General features: G+C 32.2%; 17 protein-coding genes. 11 read left to right on the top strand and 6 right to left on the bottom strand.

Features of this window, described 5'->3' with window-relative positions; translation table 11 throughout:
* Nucleotide 1: 1 nt before the first annotated feature.
* Nucleotides 2–937, bottom strand: a complete 936-nt coding sequence (locus ABMY20_RS14120; RefSeq protein WP_349265600.1) for an ABC transporter ATP-binding protein — start codon at nt 935–937, stop codon at nt 2–4.
* Nucleotides 938–1136: 199 nt separating this feature from the next.
* On the opposite strand from ABMY20_RS14120, the gene ABMY20_RS14115 reads away from it, so the two are divergent.
* From ABMY20_RS14115 to ABMY20_RS14105, 3 genes are read left to right on the top strand one after another with little or no spacing between them, the layout of a single operon-like run.
* Nucleotides 1137–1667, top strand: a complete 531-nt coding sequence (locus tag ABMY20_RS14115) for an RNA polymerase sigma factor (protein ID WP_047788096.1) — start codon at nt 1137–1139, stop codon at nt 1665–1667.
* 9 nt (nt 1668–1676) lie between these two features.
* The gene (locus ABMY20_RS14110) at nt 1677–2096 is read left to right on the top strand and encodes a hypothetical protein (protein ID WP_073182380.1); all 420 of its coding nucleotides are present in this window, start codon (nt 1677–1679) and stop codon (nt 2094–2096) included.
* Nucleotides 2097–2109: 13 nt separating this feature from the next.
* The gene (locus tag ABMY20_RS14105) at nt 2110–2328 is read left to right on the top strand and encodes a hypothetical protein (protein ID WP_047788095.1); all 219 of its coding nucleotides are present in this window, start codon (nt 2110–2112) and stop codon (nt 2326–2328) included.
* Between the two features lie 42 nt (nt 2329–2370).
* On the opposite strand, the gene rimK is transcribed toward ABMY20_RS14105, so the two are convergent.
* The 4 genes from rimK to ABMY20_RS14085 all read right to left on the bottom strand — a co-directional run bounded on the left by rimK (nt 2371) and on the right by ABMY20_RS14085 (nt 8162).
* Entirely contained in the window at nt 2371–3243 is an 873-nt protein-coding gene (rimK, locus tag ABMY20_RS14100) for a 30S ribosomal protein S6--L-glutamate ligase (protein WP_047788094.1), read from the bottom strand.
* 3 nt (nt 3244–3246) lie between these two features.
* The gene (locus ABMY20_RS14095; protein ID WP_047788093.1) at nt 3247–3660 is read right to left on the bottom strand and encodes a RimK/LysX family protein; all 414 of its coding nucleotides are present in this window, start codon (nt 3658–3660) and stop codon (nt 3247–3249) included.
* A 129-nt stretch (nt 3661–3789) separates the two neighbouring features.
* Nucleotides 3790–5892, bottom strand: a complete 2103-nt coding sequence (locus tag ABMY20_RS14090) for a M13 family metallopeptidase (protein WP_253055557.1) — start codon at nt 5890–5892, stop codon at nt 3790–3792.
* 110 nt (nt 5893–6002) lie between these two features.
* Nucleotides 6003–8162 (bottom strand): prolyl oligopeptidase family serine peptidase, encoded by a 2160-nt coding sequence (locus tag ABMY20_RS14085; protein WP_073182376.1) that lies wholly within the window; start codon nt 8160–8162, stop codon nt 6003–6005.
* Between the two features lie 141 nt (nt 8163–8303).
* On the opposite strand from ABMY20_RS14085, the gene trxA reads away from it, so the two are divergent.
* The 5 genes from trxA to ABMY20_RS14060 all read left to right on the top strand — a co-directional run bounded on the left by trxA (nt 8304) and on the right by ABMY20_RS14060 (nt 14606).
* Nucleotides 8304–8663 carry a thioredoxin gene (gene trxA / locus ABMY20_RS14080; protein ID WP_047788090.1) on the top strand — a complete coding sequence of 120 codons (360 nt, stop codon included), beginning with the start codon at nt 8304–8306 and terminating at the stop codon, nt 8661–8663.
* Between the two features lie 303 nt (nt 8664–8966).
* On the top strand, nt 8967–9938 hold the full coding sequence (locus ABMY20_RS14075; RefSeq protein ID WP_047788089.1) for a ribonucleotide-diphosphate reductase subunit beta: 972 nt from the start codon (nt 8967–8969) through the stop codon (nt 9936–9938).
* A gap of 174 nt (nt 9939–10112) precedes the next feature.
* On the top strand, nt 10113–12500 hold the full coding sequence (locus tag ABMY20_RS14070; protein ID WP_349265599.1) for a ribonucleoside-diphosphate reductase subunit alpha: 2388 nt from the start codon (nt 10113–10115) through the stop codon (nt 12498–12500).
* Nucleotides 12501–12568: 68 nt separating this feature from the next.
* Entirely contained in the window at nt 12569–13231 is a 663-nt protein-coding gene (locus ABMY20_RS14065) for an SMI1/KNR4 family protein (protein ID WP_349265598.1), read from the top strand.
* 37 nt (nt 13232–13268) lie between these two features.
* Nucleotides 13269–14606: a deoxyguanosinetriphosphate triphosphohydrolase gene (locus ABMY20_RS14060; RefSeq protein WP_073182733.1), complete on the top strand. Its 1338-nt coding sequence runs from the start codon at nt 13269–13271 to the stop codon at nt 14604–14606.
* A gap of 52 nt (nt 14607–14658) precedes the next feature.
* Here the strand turns inward: ABMY20_RS14060 and ABMY20_RS14055 are convergent, their stop codons facing one another.
* The gene (locus tag ABMY20_RS14055) at nt 14659–15231 is read right to left on the bottom strand and encodes a DUF3109 family protein (RefSeq protein ID WP_349265597.1); all 573 of its coding nucleotides are present in this window, start codon (nt 15229–15231) and stop codon (nt 14659–14661) included.
* 110 nt (nt 15232–15341) lie between these two features.
* On the opposite strand from ABMY20_RS14055, the gene ABMY20_RS14050 reads away from it, so the two are divergent.
* The 3 genes from ABMY20_RS14050 to ABMY20_RS14040 are packed head-to-tail and all read left to right on the top strand — an operon-like array spanning nt 15342 to nt 17688.
* A complete protein-coding gene (locus ABMY20_RS14050; RefSeq protein ID WP_047788084.1) occupies nt 15342–15923 on the top strand; it encodes a MarC family protein in 582 nt (193 codons plus the stop codon).
* A gap of 2 nt (nt 15924–15925) precedes the next feature.
* Nucleotides 15926–16540, top strand: a complete 615-nt coding sequence (locus ABMY20_RS14045; RefSeq protein ID WP_159610635.1) for an FAD-dependent oxidoreductase — start codon at nt 15926–15928, stop codon at nt 16538–16540.
* Nucleotides 16541–16557: 17 nt separating this feature from the next.
* Complete coding sequence (locus ABMY20_RS14040; RefSeq protein ID WP_349265596.1) at nt 16558–17688, top strand: endonuclease; 1131 nt, start codon at nt 16558–16560, stop codon at nt 17686–17688.
* Nucleotides 17689–17691 lie beyond the last annotated feature (3 nt).

The raw sequence follows: 17691 nt of genomic DNA, 5'->3' as shown, positions 1-17691 counted from the left end.
TTTAAACGGTCTCTTTTAACTTAAATGAGACTGTTTTTTTATGCTCAATATTTTCAAAGTGGTTTATAAAAATGGATTGGTTGTTATAAGCAACTTCTATTAGCCAATACCCCCCCTTAAAATAAGATTTCAATACAGTTCCTTCTAGTTTTGATGGTTTTTTGGTAATCTCAAGTAAGTTAGGATATAGTAATAATGTTTGTTTATTTATGGTAAGTTCGTTTACATCATCAAATAAAGAAGCAACATACTTTTCTTTTGGGTTTTTATATAAGTTTGCTGGACTGTCATGCGCAATGATTTGGTTGTTGCGGATTACCATCATGGTATTAGCAAAAGAAAGAGCATCATTTCCATCGTGCGTAGCAACAATACAGGCAATATTTTTCTTTTTTAAATAAGCAAACAATCGTCTTCTTAATGAGTTCTTTTTAAAGTTATCTATTTGACTGAAAGGTTCGTCTAACAATAATAATTCTGGTTCTTTAGCCAACGCTCTAGCAATGGCTACTCTTTGTTGCTGTCCACCACTTAAGTTTTTAACTTTTTCGTTCGCTAATTCAGTCATTTCAATAACTTCCAAAAGTTCTTGTGTTCTTTCTTCAGCTTCTTTAGGGTAAAATCGCGATAAGAATTTTTTAATATTTTCACTTACAGATGTGAAAGGCATTAAGTCAAAATCTTGCGCTACATATTTAAAAAACTCCATCCCAGGAACTAAATAATGTTCAGGTCCTAAAATTTGAATATCATTCCAATATAAGTTCCCTTTATCAACATCTAGTAAACCATATACAATTTTTAAAAGTGTAGATTTTCCACAACCACTTTCACCCATTACACACAAGTGCTCACCTTTTTGAAGTGTAAAATGGATGTTTTCTAAGGTTTTTTCTTTAGATGGATAAGTGAATGAAATATTATTTACTTGTAGCATGGTTGCAAAAATACATAAAGGTTTAAGATAAATTATAAACAAGATTTTTCATTCCAAGTTTCTCTTTAAATAGTCTTCTTTTTTAAAAATTAGCTCTAAGTATATTTGTTATAAATGGTATGAAGAGTTTTTTTAAAAAAATGCAATAGAAAATAAAAAGTACGTCTTTATAATTGAGGAGCTCAAAGAAAGCCTATAAATGAACCAAGAAACGGAAAATAAAAAGAAATTAAAAGCCTTTTTTGATAAAGAATATGGTGCCCTTAAGTCTTATGTTGGAACTAAAATTAAACAAAGTATTCATCAAGATGCAGAAGATATTATTCAAGAAGTTGCTTTAAAATTGTTTTCTGGAGTTAATGGAAATTCACCTATAAACAATGTAGCTAGCTTTGTTTACAGGTCTCTAAAAAATAAAATCATTGATAATTTAAGAAGAAAGAAATACGAAGCTTCAGCTTCAGATATTGATGAAATAAAACTGATTGAATTTACAGAGGTTTTATATGGTACTCCTGATAATACGTACTCTGAAGTAATGAAAAAGGAACTAGAATTAAGAATAATGAACCTTAAACCTGTATATAAAGAAATAATTATAGCTATTGATTTTGAAGGGTACACATACAATGAACTATCGGAGGAACTTAAAGTACCTGTTGGAACATTAATGTCAAGAAGACATCGAGCATTAGGAATATTACTTAGAAAAATTGAAAACAAAAAATAAAAATAAAAGATGGAAAATTTGTTTAAAGAAAGAAGAGATGGAGAATCTCCAGGAATATTTGTAGGAAGAATAATATTCGGAATAATTGCAGTTTTAATGCTTGCAATACTTTTTGGATATGCAATTATGTGGCTTTGGAATAACCTTATGCCAGATATTTTTGGATTACCAGTTATTAACTACTGGCAAGCAGTAGGGTTATTTATTTTAGCTAAAATTTTATTTTCTTCTAGTGAATGTGGAGGAAAACATAAATCAAAGAAATATTCTAACAAAAGAAGAAAACACAAGTTCAAATCACATTATGAAAAGAACTGTAAAGGAAAGTTTTCAGAATGGGAACATTATGATAGGTTTTGGAAAGAAGAAGGCAGTGAAGCTTATCAAAAATATGTAGACAAATTAAATAAAGAAACGGAACAAGAATAAAAACCATTGAGTTATGAAACTATTTATCTATGGAACCGATATTGACACAAAGAAAAAAGAAGATTCTATACGTCAGTTATTTAATAAAGATAATAATATAATTAATATATCTATTGATCTTGAAGATGTTGATAATGTTTTAAGAATAGAGGCAACTGATATTATAACAGAAGCTGACATTATAAATAAAGTAAAAGAAAAAGGATTTAACTGTATGGAATTAGCAGATTAAATATTAAAACAAAACCGACATTATTTAATGTCGGTTTTGATTTTAAGCACTTCTTTCTACGTAACGTATAATACTTTTTGCTATATCTTTTCCAGTAGCTTTTTCAATGCCCTCTAAACCAGGAGAAGAATTAACTTCTAAAATCAAAGGACCTCTATCAGACTGTAACATGTCTACACCGGCGATACCTAATTTCATTGCTTTTACAGCTTTTAAAGCAGCATTTTCTTCTTCATCAGTTAATTCTATAATTTCTGAAGTTCCTCCCCTATGTAGGTTGGATCTAAATTCACCTTCTTTTCCTTGACGCTTCATAGCTCCAACAACAACACCATCTACCACAAAAACACGAATATCAGCACCTTTAGCTTCTTTAATATATTCTTGAACAATTACACGAGCTTGCAAACCATTAAAAGCTTCTATAACAGACTCAGCTGCTTTTTTGGTTTCTGCTAACACAACACCTAAGCCTTGTGTTCCTTCTAAAAGTTTAACAATTAAAGGAGCTCCTCCTACTTTTTTTATAATTTCTGAAGTGTCTTTTGAATAATTAGTGAAAACCGTTTTTGGAAGTCCTAAATTTGCTCTTGAAAGTACTTGTAAACTACTTAGTTTATCTCTAGAGCGTACCAAAGCTTGAGACTCTACAGCAGAAAATACTTTCATCATTTCGAATTGACGTACAACTGCGGTACCATAAAAAGTAACTGAAGCACCAATACGAGGAATAATAGCGTCAACATCGGTTACAAGCTCATGATTGTATACTATCGCAGGCTTTCTTTTTTCGATAATAAGATCACATTTGGTATGGTCTAATACGACCATTTCATGTCCTCTTTTTTCGCCTGCTTCTACTAAGCGTTTGGTTGAATATAATTTAGGGTTTCTAGAAAGAACAACAATTTTCATTTTTTATATTTCTTTTGATGTGATGTTTTTTTGTGAAACGTCCACAATAAATTTTTTGTTTAAAAATTTTCTACCAATTAATACTGGATAATTCATTTTACCTCTATCTGATAGTGATAGTTTTATTTTATATTTTTTACCATAAAAAATAGCGGAGGTGGAAACAACATATCTTTTTTGTTTCTTTCCGTTTGAGCTTCTTATGCTTTTAACTTTATACTTTGTTGTTTGGAGCAATTTATTATTATATTTTTCTGTTTTTGGGCAGAGTAATATAAACTCTAACACTCCGTCTTTTTCTTCAATATGCTTACAATGTATTGCAGAAGTATAGGCTCCTGTATCAATTTTTACAGGTAAATCTTCTATTTCCCAGTTTAAAAAGGATATTTTTTCAATCCTTCCAATTAGTCTCATTCTATTAAAAATTAAGGAGGGCGAATTACTTACTATTTTTTGGAATATACAAAACTTGTTGTTAATTTTTGGAAAACAAAAAACCAGTGTATATACACTGGTTTAAAGGTACTTATTTTTTAATTGAATTTACCAAATTCTTACACGATCTTCTGGTTTTAAGTACATTTTGTCTCCTTCTTTAACATCAAATGCTTCATAAAAAGCATCTACGTTTTTAAGAGGCATATAAGCTCTGTACATTCCAGGAGCGTGTGTATCAGTCATGATACGGTTTTTTAATGCTTCATCACGCATTTTAGTTCTCCAAATAGTTCCCCAAGAAAGAAAGAAACGTTGTTCAGGAGTAAATCCGTCAATTTTTTCTGGACGACCATTCTTTTCTAAGAAAATTTGTAATCCTTCATAAGCAGCTTGTACACCACCTAAATCACCAATATTTTCACCTAAAGTAAACTCACCATTTAAGTTCATACTATCAATAGCAACAATATCACTAAATTGCTTTATTAATTTACTTCCTGCTTCTTTGAACTTTTCTGAATCTTCTTCTGTCCACCAATTTTTTAAGTTTCCGTCACCGTCAAAACGAGCTCCAGAATCATCAAAACTATGTGAAATTTCGTGGCCAATAACAGCTCCAATTCCTCCATAGTTTACAGCTTCATCAGCTTTGTAGTTATAAAAAGGAGGTTGTAAAATAGCTGCTGGGAATACGATTTCGTTGTTTACAGGGTTAAAATAAGCGTTAACAGTTTGAGGAGACATTCCCCACTCAGTTCTATCTACTTCTTTACCTAATTTATCCATATCTTTTTCAAAGTTCCACTTACGAACATTAACAGCGTTGTCAAAATAAGTACCTCCCTCATCTAATCCTTTAACAAGTAAAGTTGAGTAGTCTTTCCATTTATCAGGATATGCAATTTTAACAGTTAATTTGTGTAATTTTTCTAAAGCTTTTTCTTTAGTTTCAGCACTCATCCAAGGTAATTGCGCAATACGTTTTTCAAAACCTAACATTACGTTATCAATCATTTCCTTAGCTTTTTGCTTCGCTTCTGGTGGAAATTTCTCATCTACATATAACTTACCTAAAGCTTCGCCAATAGCTCCATTTAAATTAGCTAAAGCACGTTCGTCTCTTGGACGTTGTTGTTTAGCTCCACGCATTTCTTTACTGTAGAATTCCCAGTTAGCTTTTTCTAAATCAGTAGATAATAAACCTAATGAGTTGTTAATAGCATTCCAACGTAATGATAATTTAACTGTTTCAATAGGACTATTTTTAAGTACTTCATTCATTGCTTTGAAATATCCTGGATCTGTAACAATAATCTTTTCAAGACCTTTAGAACCATCTAATCCTTCAAGATCAACACCAATTCCTTTTAAATGAGCTTCCCAATCAATTACAGGAGCCAATTCAGCTAATTCAGCAAGAGTCATTGGGTTGTAAATTTTACGTGTATCTCTACGCTCTTCTTTTGTCATTCTAGGTTCAGCTAAACTCTTTTCGAAAGCAACAATAGTTGCTGCATTCTTTTTAGCTGTAGCTTCATCATCACCAAATTCTTGTAACATTTTAGCTACAAACACCTCATATTTTTCAAGCTTGTCTTTTACCTTTTCATCTACGTAGTAATCTCTTGATAAACCAAGTCCGCCAGCTCCCATGTAACCCGCATTCATACTACTGTTCTTAAGGTCGTTAAACACTCCAAAACCATAAAAACCAGCACCCCCATAAGGAGCCATATTGGTAATGAAAGTTTGTACGTCGTTTAAGTCTTTAATTTCTTCAATTTTTTGAAGAAAAGGTTGTACAGGTGCTTTACCTGCTTTATTTCTAGCTACGGTATCCATGATGGTTTCGTAGTAGTTTACCGCTTTTTCTTGATCAGAATCTATTTCGTTTCCTTCAGCATCTTTTATTTTTGGGAAGTTACCTTCTTCAATAGCCTTGTTTAAGATAGCTAATACATCTTTGGTAGTGGTTTTTCTTAATTGATTAAATCCTCCCCAAGAAGTTTCGTCAGCAGGAATTTCAGTGTTATCAATCCAAGAACCGTTAACATATCTAAAGAAATCATCGGTAGGTTTAACCGAAGTATCCATGTTTTCTAAAACAATTGCCTGTACTTTTTCTTCAGGCTTTTTATCTGTTTTACATGCAATAACTCCAAAAGAAGCAACGGCAGTAGTAAACAGCATTTTGTGAATGGTTTTCATTTTTAATGTTTTTTGAATGAATCTTAATTTTAACAAACTACCTCGAGATTTTGTCCCGAGGTAGTAAATTTACTCTAATAAGAGTCTGTTTTTATAAAAATGTTACAGTTTTAACTTTTTATTTTCGATTTTGGAGCATTTGGTAATGTTTCAAATCCCATGTTAAATAAAGTAAATCCAAAAATATCAGCATACTGCTCAATAGTTTTTGCTACAGGAGTTCCAGCTCCATGACCCGCATTGGTTTCAATTCTAATTAATACAGGGTTGTCTCCTTGTTGTTTCTCTTGTAATTCAGCAGCAAACTTAAAACTATGAGCTGGTACTACACGATCATCATGGTCTCCTGTGGTTACCATAGTTGCAGGATATTGAGTACCTTCTTTTACATTGTGTACTGGTGAATATCCTTTTAAATATTCAAACATTTCTTTGCTTTGTTCAGAAGTTCCGTAGTCATACGCCCAACCTGCTCCAGCTGTAAATGTGTGGTAACGTAACATATCTAACACGCCTACTGCAGGTAAAGCTACCTTCATTAAATCAGGACGTTGTGTCATCGTAGCTCCTACTAATAAACCTCCGTTTGATCCTCCTCTAATAGCTAAGTAATCAGAAGAAGTATAATTTTCTTTAATTAGGTATTCAGCAGCAGCAATAAAATCATCAAATACATTTTGCTTTTTTAACTGTGTACCTGCATCGTGCCATTTTTTACCATATTCACCACCACCACGTAAGTTTGGTACAGCATATACACCACCTTGTTCCATCCAAACCGCATTGGCAATACTAAAGCTAGGAGTTAAGCTTACATTGAATCCGCCATAACCATATAAAATAGTTGGATTTTTACCGTTTAACTCTAATCCTTTTTTATAGGTAATAATCATAGGAACTTTTGTTCCATCTTTTGAAGTATAAAATACTTGCTTACTTTCATACTCATCTGCGTTGAACGAAATAGCAGGTTTCCAGTATAGTTCATAAGTTCCATCTTCTGGGTTGAACTTATATGAAGAACTAGGAGTGTTATAATTGGTAAAAGAAAAGTATAATTCTTTTGCATCAGTTTTTCCTCCAAAACCACCTGCAGAACCTACGCCTGGTAATTTTACTTCTCTGATTAATTTTCCGTCAAAATCATATTGTAATACTTTAGAAACAGCATCTACCATATACTTTGCAAAGAAGTATCCAGCTCCTGTTGATGGAGATAATACATTTTCAGTTTCAGGAATAAAATCTACCCAGTTTTCAGGTGTTGGGTTTGCAGCATCTACAGTAACAATTTTCTTGTTAGGAGCATTCAAGTTAGTAACTAAGTATAATTTACTTCCTCTACTGTCTATTACACCAGTATCACTATCAAAATTGTCAATGATAGGTGTTAATTTACTATTAGGGTTTGTTAAATCTTTAATAAATAACTTGTTTCCAGAAGTTGAGGTTGAAGCAGAAATTAATAGATATTTGTTGTCTTCTGTTAAATATCCACCAACATAACGGTGTTTTTCTTCTGGAGTAGCCCCAAAAATAACTTCATCGGAACTTTGAGGAGTTCCTAACTTATGGAAGTATAATTTATGTTGATCTGTTTTAGCAGATAATTCACTTCCTTTAGGTTTGTCATAACTAGAATAGTAAAAACCTTCGTTTCCTTTCCAAGCTATTCCAGAAAATTTTACATCAACTAAAGTATCTTCTTTAATTTCTTTGGTTTCAGCATCCATTATAATAACCTTTCTCCAATCACTTCCTCCTTCAGAGATTGCATAGGCTACAGTTTTTCCGTCTTTGGTAAAGCTTACTGAACCTAACGATGTAGTTCCATCTTCAGCAAACGTATTAGGATCTAAGAAAACTTCTTCTTTACCCTCTTTATCTTTTCTGTATAGAACATATTGGTTTTGCAATCCATTGTTTTTATAAAAATAGGTGTAATCACCTTCTTTAAATGGAGTTCCTACTTTTTCATAGTTCCATAATTCAGATAAACGGTCTTTTAACTGTTTACGATATGGAATTTTGTCTAAGTAATCGAAAGTAACTTCATTTTCAGCTTTTACCCAAGCTTCAGTTTCGGTACTTCTATCGTCTTCTAACCAACGATAGTTATCAGTTACTTTAGTACCAAAATATTCATCTACAACAGGCTTTTTAGTTGTTTCTGGATAGTTCACACTAATATTTTTTTTAGATTGCTTTTCTTCTTTACAAGAAACTAAAATTGTTCCTGCACAAATAATGGGAAGAAGGATTTTTCTCATGATTAAAAAATTGGTTAATTAGACCAAAGTTAGAAGAAAAACACTCATAGTCATTTATTTTAAGATGATTTTAACAAAAACAGCTTTGTAAATCTATTGAAATAAAAACGACTACCTTTACGTAATTATAATACAATAAGCATGACTGAAAATTTAAACAAAGAAGCTTTTTTAAAAAAGGTTTTTAATTATGAAGAAAATAAAGAATGGAAGTTTGAAGGAGAATTACCTGCAATAATTGATTTTTATGCTGATTGGTGTGGACCATGTAAAGCATTAGCTCCTGTTTTGGAAGAATTAAGTGCAGAGTATGAAGGGAAAGTTCATATTTATAAAATAGATACAGAAGCAGAACAAGAATTAGCTGCTGCTTTTGGAATAAGAAGTATTCCTTCTATGTTATTTTGTCCTGCTAACGATGAACCTCAAATGGCTCATGGAGCATTACCAAAAAAACAAATTGAACAAATAATAGAGGATGTTTTAAAGGTTAAAAAATAACCTAAAAAAGAAGAATACAAAGGTTTAAAAAGTGGCGCAAAAAGTGTCACTTTTTTTATGTTTAAACACAAAATAAGAAACTCAGTGAGTATCACTTGTCAAGCATTTTTTTTAATTTTAAGTATTTGATTTGTAGGTTTTTGTAAAATGTAAAAATATTGTAAATTGAAGGAAAAAAAGTGTTTTGTTAAAAACTTCAAGGGATTTGTGAATAAGTATAGCTTTCAAAATATAGCAATTTTTCCAATCTTTGTTTCTGTACTCAGGGAATAAAAATAACACACTAAAAAGAGCTTAAAAAGCATGGCATCGATTGAACCAATTTTACAAGAAAACAAAGACAGATTTGTAATTTTTCCAATTCAACATAATGACTTATGGGAATGGTATAAAAAGCAACAAGCTTGTTTTTGGACTGCTGAAGAAATTGATTTACATTCAGACTTAACAGACTGGAACACTAAACTAACAGACGATGAGCGTTACTTTATTAAGCATGTTTTAGCATTTTTTGCTGCATCTGATGGAATTGTAAATGAAAATTTAGCAGAAAACTTTGTAAACGAAGTTCAATACTCAGAAGCAAAATTCTTTTATGGTTTCCAAATCATGATGGAAAATATTCATTCAGAAACGTATTCATTATTAATTGATACATATATAAAGGATGAAGAAGAGAAAGATAGGTTATTCAAGGCAATTGAAGTTTTTCCAGCAATTAAAAAGAAAGCAGATTGGGCTTTAAAATGGATTGAATCTGATTCGTTTGCTGAGCGTTTAATCGCTTTTGCCGCAGTTGAAGGAATTTTCTTTTCAGGTTCTTTCTGTTCAATTTTCTGGTTAAAGAAACGTGGGTTATTACCTGGGTTAACATTCTCAAACGAGTTAATCTCTCGTGATGAGGGTATGCATTGTGATTTTGCTGTACACTTACACAACAATCACTTAGTAAACAAAGTTCCAAAAGAAAGAATAAGAGATATTATTATCTCAGCTTTAGATATTGAAAGAGAATTTATAACGGAATCTTTACCTGTGAGTTTAATAGGTATGAATGCAACGTTAATGACTCAGTATTTAGAATATGTTACCGATAGACTACTTTTAGAATTCGGATGCGAAAAAGAGTATGAGTCTACCAATCCATTTGATTTCATGGAAATGATTTCTTTGGAAGGAAAAACTAACTTCTTTGAAAAAAGAGTATCAGAGTACCAAAAAGCCGGAGTAAAATCTGGAGGTACAGGAAGCATCAGCTTTGATGCAGATTTTTAGGAACCAATAAGCTGCTATTTCCCCTACATGCAGTATTACTCAGCTAGAGCACTTTTTTCAGTGCTTTAGCGTTATAATCGTTTCAAAAGAAACAAACTAGTATTAACATTTTACATGTTGTCATAAACAACTATGTTTTGACGACGCTATTAACCAACAAAAACCAATATCAATATGTATGTAGTAAAAAGAGACGGCAGAAAAGAGCCTGTGATGTTCGATAAAATCACAGCAAGGGTTAGAAAAATGTGTTATGGATTAAACAATATAGTTGATCCAGTAAAAGTAGCAATGCGTGTTATTGAAGGACTGTATGATGGGGTAACTACTTCTGAATTAGATAATTTAGCAGCAGAAATTGCTGCGACAATGACAACTGCTCATCCTGATTATGCGAAATTAGCAGCGAGAATTGCCGTATCTAACTTACATAAGAATACCAAAAAATCGTTTTCGGAAACAATGACCGATTTGTACGAATATATCAATCCACGTACAGGAAATAAAGCTCCTTTACTAGCAGATGATGTGTACAAAATTATCATGAATAATGCCGATAAATTAGATTCAACAATTATCTACAGTCGTGATTTTAATTACGATTATTTTGGTTTTAAAACATTAGAACGTTCTTATTTATTAAAGTTAAACGGAAACATTGTTGAACGTCCACAACAAATGTTAATGCGTGTTGCGATAGGTATTCACAAGGAAGATATTGACGAGGCAATTGCTACATACGAATTGATGAGTAAAAAATATTTTACCCATGCAACACCAACATTATTTAACTCAGGTACGCCAAAACCACAAATGTCATCTTGTTTCTTGCTACAAATGCAAGACGATAGTATTGATGGAATTTATGATACTTTAAAACAGACAGCTAAAATTTCACAATCTGCAGGAGGTATAGGTTTATCTATTCACAATATCCGTGCTACGGGAAGTTATATTGCAGGTACTAACGGAACCTCAAATGGTATTGTACCAATGTTACGTGTATTTAACGATACAGCACGTTATGTAGATCAAGGAGGAGGAAAACGTAAGGGGTCTTTTGCAATGTATTTAGAGCCTTGGCATGCAGATATTTTTGACTTTTTAGACTTGAAGAAAAACCACGGTAAAGAAGAAATGCGTGCGCGTGATTTATTCTATGCAATGTGGATTTCAGACTTATTCATGAAGCGTGTGCAAGAAGATGCTGATTGGACGTTAATGTGTCCACATGAGTGCCCTCATTTATACGATACGTATGGTGAAGAGTTTGAGCGTTTGTATACAAGTTATGAAGCTGCTGGGAAAGGAAGAAAAACTATTAAAGCACGTGATTTATGGGAGAAAATCTTAGAATCACAAATAGAAACAGGTACTCCGTACATGTTGTATAAAGATGCAGCAAACCGTAAGTCAAATCAAAAGAATTTAGGAACGATTCGATCTTCAAATTTATGTACTGAGATTATGGAGTATACTGCTGAAGATGAAGTGGCAGTATGTAACTTAGCATCAATAGCAATACCAATGTTTGTTGCAGAAGATGAAAACGGAAATAAGTTCTTCGATCATCAAAAGTTATTTAAAGTAACGAAAAAAGTAATCCGTAATTTAGATACAGTAATCGATCGTAACTATTATCCTGTAAAAGAAGCAGAAAACTCTAATTTCCGTCACCGTCCAGTAGGATTAGGAATTCAAGGATTAGCAGATACTTTCATCATGTTACGTTTACCGTTTACTTCAGAAGAAGCGAAGAAGCTTAACCAAGAAATTTTTGAGACATTATATTTTGCTGCTGTAACCTCATCAATGGAAGTTGCTAAGGCAAAAGGAGCCTATTCAACTTATGAAGGTTCCCCAATGTCACAAGGAGAATTCCAGCACAATATGTGGGGAATCAAAGACGATGAGTTGAGCGGTCGTTGGGATTGGGAAAAACTACGAAAAAACGTAAAAAAACATGGAGTTCGTAACTCATTATTAGTAGCGCCAATGCCTACAGCATCTACTTCTCAAATATTAGGAAACAATGAAGCTTTTGAACCATATACTTCTAATATCTACACACGTAGAGTATTATCAGGAGAGTTTATCGTAGTAAATAAACATTTATTAGAAGATTTAGTAGAGTTAGGTTTATGGGATAATGATATGAAGGAAGATATTATGCGTGCCAACGGATCAATTCAACATATTGATGCTATTCCACAAAACTTAAAAGATTTATACAAAACCGTTTGGGAAATGAGTATGAAAGATATTATCGATATGGCACGTCATAGAGGATACTTCATCGATCAATCTCAATCGTTAAACTTATTTATGCAAGATCCTGATTATGCGAAGTTAACCTCAATGCACTTCTACGCATGGAAATCTGGATTAAAAACAGGAATGTATTATTTACGTACCAAATCTGCTGTAAATGCGAAGCAGTTTACGTTAAATATAGAAAAGAAGGAAGAAGACAAGCCAATGAGTACAGATGAATTCAAAGCGATGGTTGAAGCTTCTAAAAATGCAGAAGGACCAGACGATTGTTTAATGTGTGGATCTTAAGCTAGAATTAAATTAAAAGTGATAAAGAGAAGTCGATAGGCTTCTCTTTTTTAATATTTTAGAGGTCTATGGAGATAAAATATTTTATAATTCTTGGCATTTTTTCCGCCGCTGTTGCTATTTTAAGAAAGAATAACAGAATTGATTCAGGTAAAATAGAAAAGAAAAAAGCTGTTAGGAGTAAAGCAAAAAGTTTGCTAGATAAATTTAGGAATTCTACTGATTACAATCATCCTATTTCTAAAAGTATAGTTAGGTTATTAGAAAACTACCATTATCATGAGAATGTTGGAAAAACATTAACTGATGAAGAAATTAAAATGATTGAAGAGAAGTTAAATCTAAAACTCCCAAAGTCATATAAACTATTTCTGAAATATTTTGGAGATGGAGGCGATTGGGTTTTTGTACAAAATATAGATAGCATCCAAAATGGAGGCTTTTATAAAGAATACGATTACAATAAAACTTTAAACGAATTTGTTTATTTAGGAGAGGAGAAGATTATGACAGAAAGTTTACTTTCTTTAATGATAGGAGACTCAAACGGAGGAGCATGGTGTTGGTTAACTCATGAAGAGAGAAAGGATAATGAATGGTCATTAGCTTATTATATGGATGGATGTTTACATTACAAGGTGAAAAATTTTACAGAATGGTTAGGAGTAGCTGCGTCGGATAGAGAGGTTATTAGAGAATATGATATAGAAGAAAAACTAGGTTTAGGGTAAAGATTTTGTATTTTCGACAAAATTTTATTTACGAATGATGAACTGGGAACAACTCCTTTCTTTAAAACGTTTTGGTGATACCCAAAAACGTGAACGTGCAAAACAAGATGAAACTCGTTTAGGTTTTGAGGTAGATTTTGATAGAATTATATTTTCATCGGCTTTTCGTAGTTTGCAAGATAAAACACAAGTAATTCCATTATCAAAAACCGATTTTGTTCATACACGTTTAACGCATAGTTTAGAAGTATCAGTTGTAGGGCGCACGTTGGGACGAAGAGTAGGTAAAGAATTACTAGAGCGCCACCCAAAATTAAAAGAACTAGGATACACTTTTAATGATTTTGGAGCTATTGTAGCTGCGGCATCAGTAATGCACGATATTGGGAATCCACCATTCGGACATTCAGGAGAGAAAGCCATTGGAGAATATTTTAAAACAGGAAAAGGACTTCAGTATAAAGACCAATTAACCGATTTAGAATATCAAGATTTAATAGATTTTGAAGGAAATGCCAACGGGTTTAAAATCCTAACAGAAAATAGAGAAGGAATTCAAGGAGGTTTACGTTTGTCATATGCAACACTAGGAGCTTTTTTAAAGTACCCTAAAGAGAGTTTGCCGAAGAAGCCTACTAAGCATATAGTAGATAAGAAATATGGCTTTTTTCAATCAGAAAAAGATGCTTTTTTAGATGTTGTGCAAGATTTAGGGTTATTGAAAAAAGAATCTGAAGGAGTTTCTTATTATCGTCACCCATTAGCATACTTAGTTGAAGCAGCTGATGATATTTGTTATACAATTATCGATTTTGAAGATGGAATCAATCTAGGTTTAATTGAAGAAGATTATGCCTTAGAATATATGATTAAGTTGGTAAAAGATACGATTGATAGTAAAAAATACCATTCATTACAGCATACTAAAGATCGTGTAAGTTATTTACGTGCCTTAGCCATAGGAGTATTAATTAATGAAGCAGTAGCCATCTTTTTAGATAATGAAAAAGCTATTTTAAATGGAACCTTTGATAAAGGGTTATTAGATAAATGTAAATATGAAGCTCAGATTAATGATATTATTAAATTAAGTGTTGATAAAATTTACAGAAGTAAAGAGGTTGTTGAAAAAGAAGTTGCAGGATATAAAATCATAGCAGATCTTCTAGATGTTTTTGTAACTGCTTTAAATAATAAATTTGATGATAAACAATCTAATTATGATAAGTTAGTACTTAATCTAATTCCACAGGAATATCAACAAGATAAAGAAAGCTTATATGATAGAATTATGCAAATTTCAAGCTATGTTGCAGGTTTATCTGATGGATATGCTATTCGTTTACACAGAAAAATAATGGGAAATATTAGTTAAGTATATATACTAATAAGATAAAAAACGACGCTATTTAGCGTCGTTTTTTATCTTATTTTTTTAAATATTTTTCTGCTGTTTTTTCAAGTTCATCATACCAGTTTTGGCCAAACTTTCTAATTAAAGCTTGTTTTACAAATTTGTATACAGGAACTTGTAATTCTTTACCTAAAGAACAAGCATCGTCGCAAATTTCCCATTTGTGGTAGTTTACGGCAGCAAATTCACTATAATCCTTTACACGAACAGGATACAAATGGCAAGAAACAGGTTTTTTCCAATCTACAATACCTTGGTTATATGCTTCTTCAATGGCACATAAGGCAGTGCCTTTATCATCAAAAATAACATAAGCACAATCGGCATCATTAATTAAAGGAGTTTCCAGTTCACCAAAATCACTAGTAACCCAAGTACCTTGTTTTTCAATAGCTTCAATTCCTTCTTTTCGTAAAAAAGGTTTAATTTTTGGGTATATTTCTTCTAAAATTATTGTTTCCTCTTTTTCAAGGGGTGCTCCCGCATCGCCATCTATACAACAAGCCCCTTTACATGCAGATAAGTTACAAACAAACTCTTTTTCTATAAGGTCTTCTGAAACGATGGTTTTTCCTAATTGAAACATAAAATGTCTTTAATATTGGGAAGTTTATATTAACTTCTTGTAAATTTAAATGCAAAAATACTAGATTGTAACATTACTTATATAATTTTGCACGCGAAAATATAGCAACTATGGACTTTAACTTCAAAGAAATCTTCACAGCCTTTATGGTATTATTTGCGGTAATTGATATTGTTGGAAACATTCCTATCATTATTGATTTACGTAAAAAAGTAGGACACATTCAATCAGAAAAAGCTTCTGTAATAGCAGGATTTATTATGATTCTGTTTTTATTCTTAGGACAGAGACTATTAAATTTAATAGGTATAGATGTACACTCATTTGCAGTGGCAGGTGCTTTTATCTTGTTTTTCCTAGCATTAGAAATGATATTAGGAATTACTCTTTATAAAGAAGATGATGAGGAAGCATTAAGTGCAACTGTTTTTCCTTTAGCTTTCCCATTAATAGCAGGTCCTGGTAGCTTAACAACACTACTTTCATTACGTGCGGAATTTAACCTTGAAAATATTATTGTAGCCGTTTTATTAAATGTAATTGTAATTTATATTGTGTTAAAAACGTCCAGAAAAATTGAAAAAGTAATTGGACCAAACGGAATAAAAATTATAAGAAAAATATTTGGTGTAATCTTGTTAGCTATTGCAGTTAAATTATTTGCGGCTAACTTTAAAATGTTAGTAGCTTAACTATGGTTTTTGATGTACTTATTGTTGGAGGAGGAGTATCAGGTATGCAATGCGCTTTAGTTTTAGGTTCTGCACTTACTAAAGAATATGCAAAAGGAAAAACAGTTGGAATTATAATGCATCAGCGTTCTTCTCACCTACAAGATGCTCTCTTTAATAATGTTCTAGGCTTAGCTCCAGAAACTTTAGGAAAAGATATTCTAGAAAGCGGTAGAAATCAGTTAAAAAATTTATACCCAGAAGTATCTCAAATTGAAAATGAAAAAGTGATAGCTGTTTTGGATGATGAAAATGGATATAAGATAATCACTAATAAAAATGAATATTACAGTAAAAAAGTTGTTATAGCCCTAAACTATTCAAAACCTTTTGAAATAGCTGGTTTAGAACAATATGTAGAGCGTCATATTAGAGCAAATGCTATGAAAGATAGAATTCAGTTACGTAATTTCAACCACTTAATAAAAGAAGGGTTATATGTTTGCGGAACCTTAGCTGGGTGGAGAAGTCAGTTTGCAATTGCAGCAGGAAGTGGAGCAAGTGTAGCGACAGATATTTTAACAGTATGGAATGATAATGTACCTACCAAAGTGCATGATAAACATAAAAAAGACTAATTATTTAAGATAGAATCATGAAGAAAATAATAGGAATAATAACAATTTTAATGTTGTTTATTAATTGTGGAGGAAGTGATAGTGATGTTGTACCAACAGAAGATAAAGTAGTAGCTGTTGATGATTCCTTTGAAGCTGAAGAAAATAAAGAGAATGTATTAGCTAGTTTTTTAGAGAATGATACTTATACTTCAGGAAATGTAAAAGTAACGTTTGAGACTAGTTCTGCAAGAAATGGAACTATAGTTAAGAGCAATAATGCTTTTATATACACGCCAGCACAAGATTTTGTAGGTACAGATTCTTTTAAGTATACTATTTGCAGTACAATTACGCCAAGTAATTGTTCTATTGCAACGGTAATCATTAATGTAAATTCTTCAGCCAATGGTAATCCAGGAAGTTTTAATATCCCTTCTGAATTATCAGAATATTATAAAGATGTAGACTTTACCTTAACAGGAAGTTCTTTAAAAGATGTTTTAGCTACTGAAATTATTAATAGTCATACTACCTTCTTAGATTATACACCAGATGTTTGGAATGTATTAAAACAATCAGACTTAGACCCTAACGATAATAGCAAAGTAGTTTTAATTTATGGTCATGACGATACAGATGGTAATTATGTAACAGATAGAACTCGTAGTAAAGATGCCAATGGAGGGAATACAGGAGATTGGAATAGAGAGCATGTATACCCTAAGTCATTAGGAAATCCAAATTTAGGAACTTCAGGTCCAGGGGCAGATGCGCATCATTTAAGGCCTTCAGATGTAACTTTTAATTCTCAAAGAGGGAATAAATTATTTGCTGCAGGTACAGGGAATGCCGGAGACGTTTCAGGGAACTGGTACCCTGGTAATGAATGGAAAGGAGATGTTGCTCGTATGATGATGTACATGTACTTGCGATATGGAGATAGATGTTTACCAAAGAATGTAGCTGTCGGTTCTGTTACAGCTTCTGATAGTAATATGGTTACTTTATTGTTACAGTGGAATGCTGAAGATCCTGTATCTGATTTAGAGATACAACGTAACAACGCAGTTGCTAATGCGCAAGGAAACAGAAATCCGTTTATTGATAATCCGTATTTAGCTACGGTTATTTGGAATGGTGATGCAGCTGAAAATACTTGGGAGTAGTCC

Origin of the sequence: Tenacibaculum sp. SSH1-16, from assembly GCF_040104435.1 — a bacterium.
In the GTDB taxonomy this organism is placed as follows: domain Bacteria; phylum Bacteroidota; class Bacteroidia; order Flavobacteriales; family Flavobacteriaceae; genus Polaribacter; species Polaribacter mesophilus.
This window is presented reverse-complemented; position numbering and strand designations above follow the sequence as displayed.

Coding starts and splice junctions, on each gene's coding strand:
- ABMY20_RS14045 (WP_159610635.1), top strand. CDS start 15,926: ATGGTTTTTGATGTACTTATTGTTGGAGGAGGAGTATCAGGTATGCAA.
- ABMY20_RS14085 (WP_073182376.1), bottom strand. CDS start 8,162: ATGAGAAAAATCCTTCTTCCCATTATTTGTGCAGGAACAATTTTAGTT.
- ABMY20_RS14060 (WP_073182733.1), top strand. CDS start 13,269: ATGAACTGGGAACAACTCCTTTCTTTAAAACGTTTTGGTGATACCCAA.
- ABMY20_RS14095 (WP_047788093.1), bottom strand. CDS start 3,660: ATGAGACTAATTGGAAGGATTGAAAAAATATCCTTTTTAAACTGGGAA.
- ABMY20_RS14070 (WP_349265599.1), top strand. CDS start 10,113: ATGTATGTAGTAAAAAGAGACGGCAGAAAAGAGCCTGTGATGTTCGAT.
- rimK (WP_047788094.1), bottom strand. CDS start 3,243: ATGAAAATTGTTGTTCTTTCTAGAAACCCTAAATTATATTCAACCAAA.
- ABMY20_RS14120 (WP_349265600.1), bottom strand. CDS start 937: ATGCTACAAGTAAATAATATTTCATTCACTTATCCATCTAAAGAAAAA.
- ABMY20_RS14075 (WP_047788089.1), top strand. CDS start 8,967: ATGGCATCGATTGAACCAATTTTACAAGAAAACAAAGACAGATTTGTA.
- trxA (WP_047788090.1), top strand. CDS start 8,304: ATGACTGAAAATTTAAACAAAGAAGCTTTTTTAAAAAAGGTTTTTAAT.
- ABMY20_RS14090 (WP_253055557.1), bottom strand. CDS start 5,892: ATGAAAACCATTCACAAAATGCTGTTTACTACTGCCGTTGCTTCTTTT.
- ABMY20_RS14065 (WP_349265598.1), top strand. CDS start 12,569: ATGGAGATAAAATATTTTATAATTCTTGGCATTTTTTCCGCCGCTGTT.
- ABMY20_RS14115 (WP_047788096.1), top strand. CDS start 1,137: ATGAACCAAGAAACGGAAAATAAAAAGAAATTAAAAGCCTTTTTTGAT.
- ABMY20_RS14110 (WP_073182380.1), top strand. CDS start 1,677: ATGGAAAATTTGTTTAAAGAAAGAAGAGATGGAGAATCTCCAGGAATA.
- ABMY20_RS14055 (WP_349265597.1), bottom strand. CDS start 15,231: ATGTTTCAATTAGGAAAAACCATCGTTTCAGAAGACCTTATAGAAAAA.
- ABMY20_RS14105 (WP_047788095.1), top strand. CDS start 2,110: ATGAAACTATTTATCTATGGAACCGATATTGACACAAAGAAAAAAGAA.
- ABMY20_RS14040 (WP_349265596.1), top strand. CDS start 16,558: ATGAAGAAAATAATAGGAATAATAACAATTTTAATGTTGTTTATTAAT.
- ABMY20_RS14050 (WP_047788084.1), top strand. CDS start 15,342: ATGGACTTTAACTTCAAAGAAATCTTCACAGCCTTTATGGTATTATTT.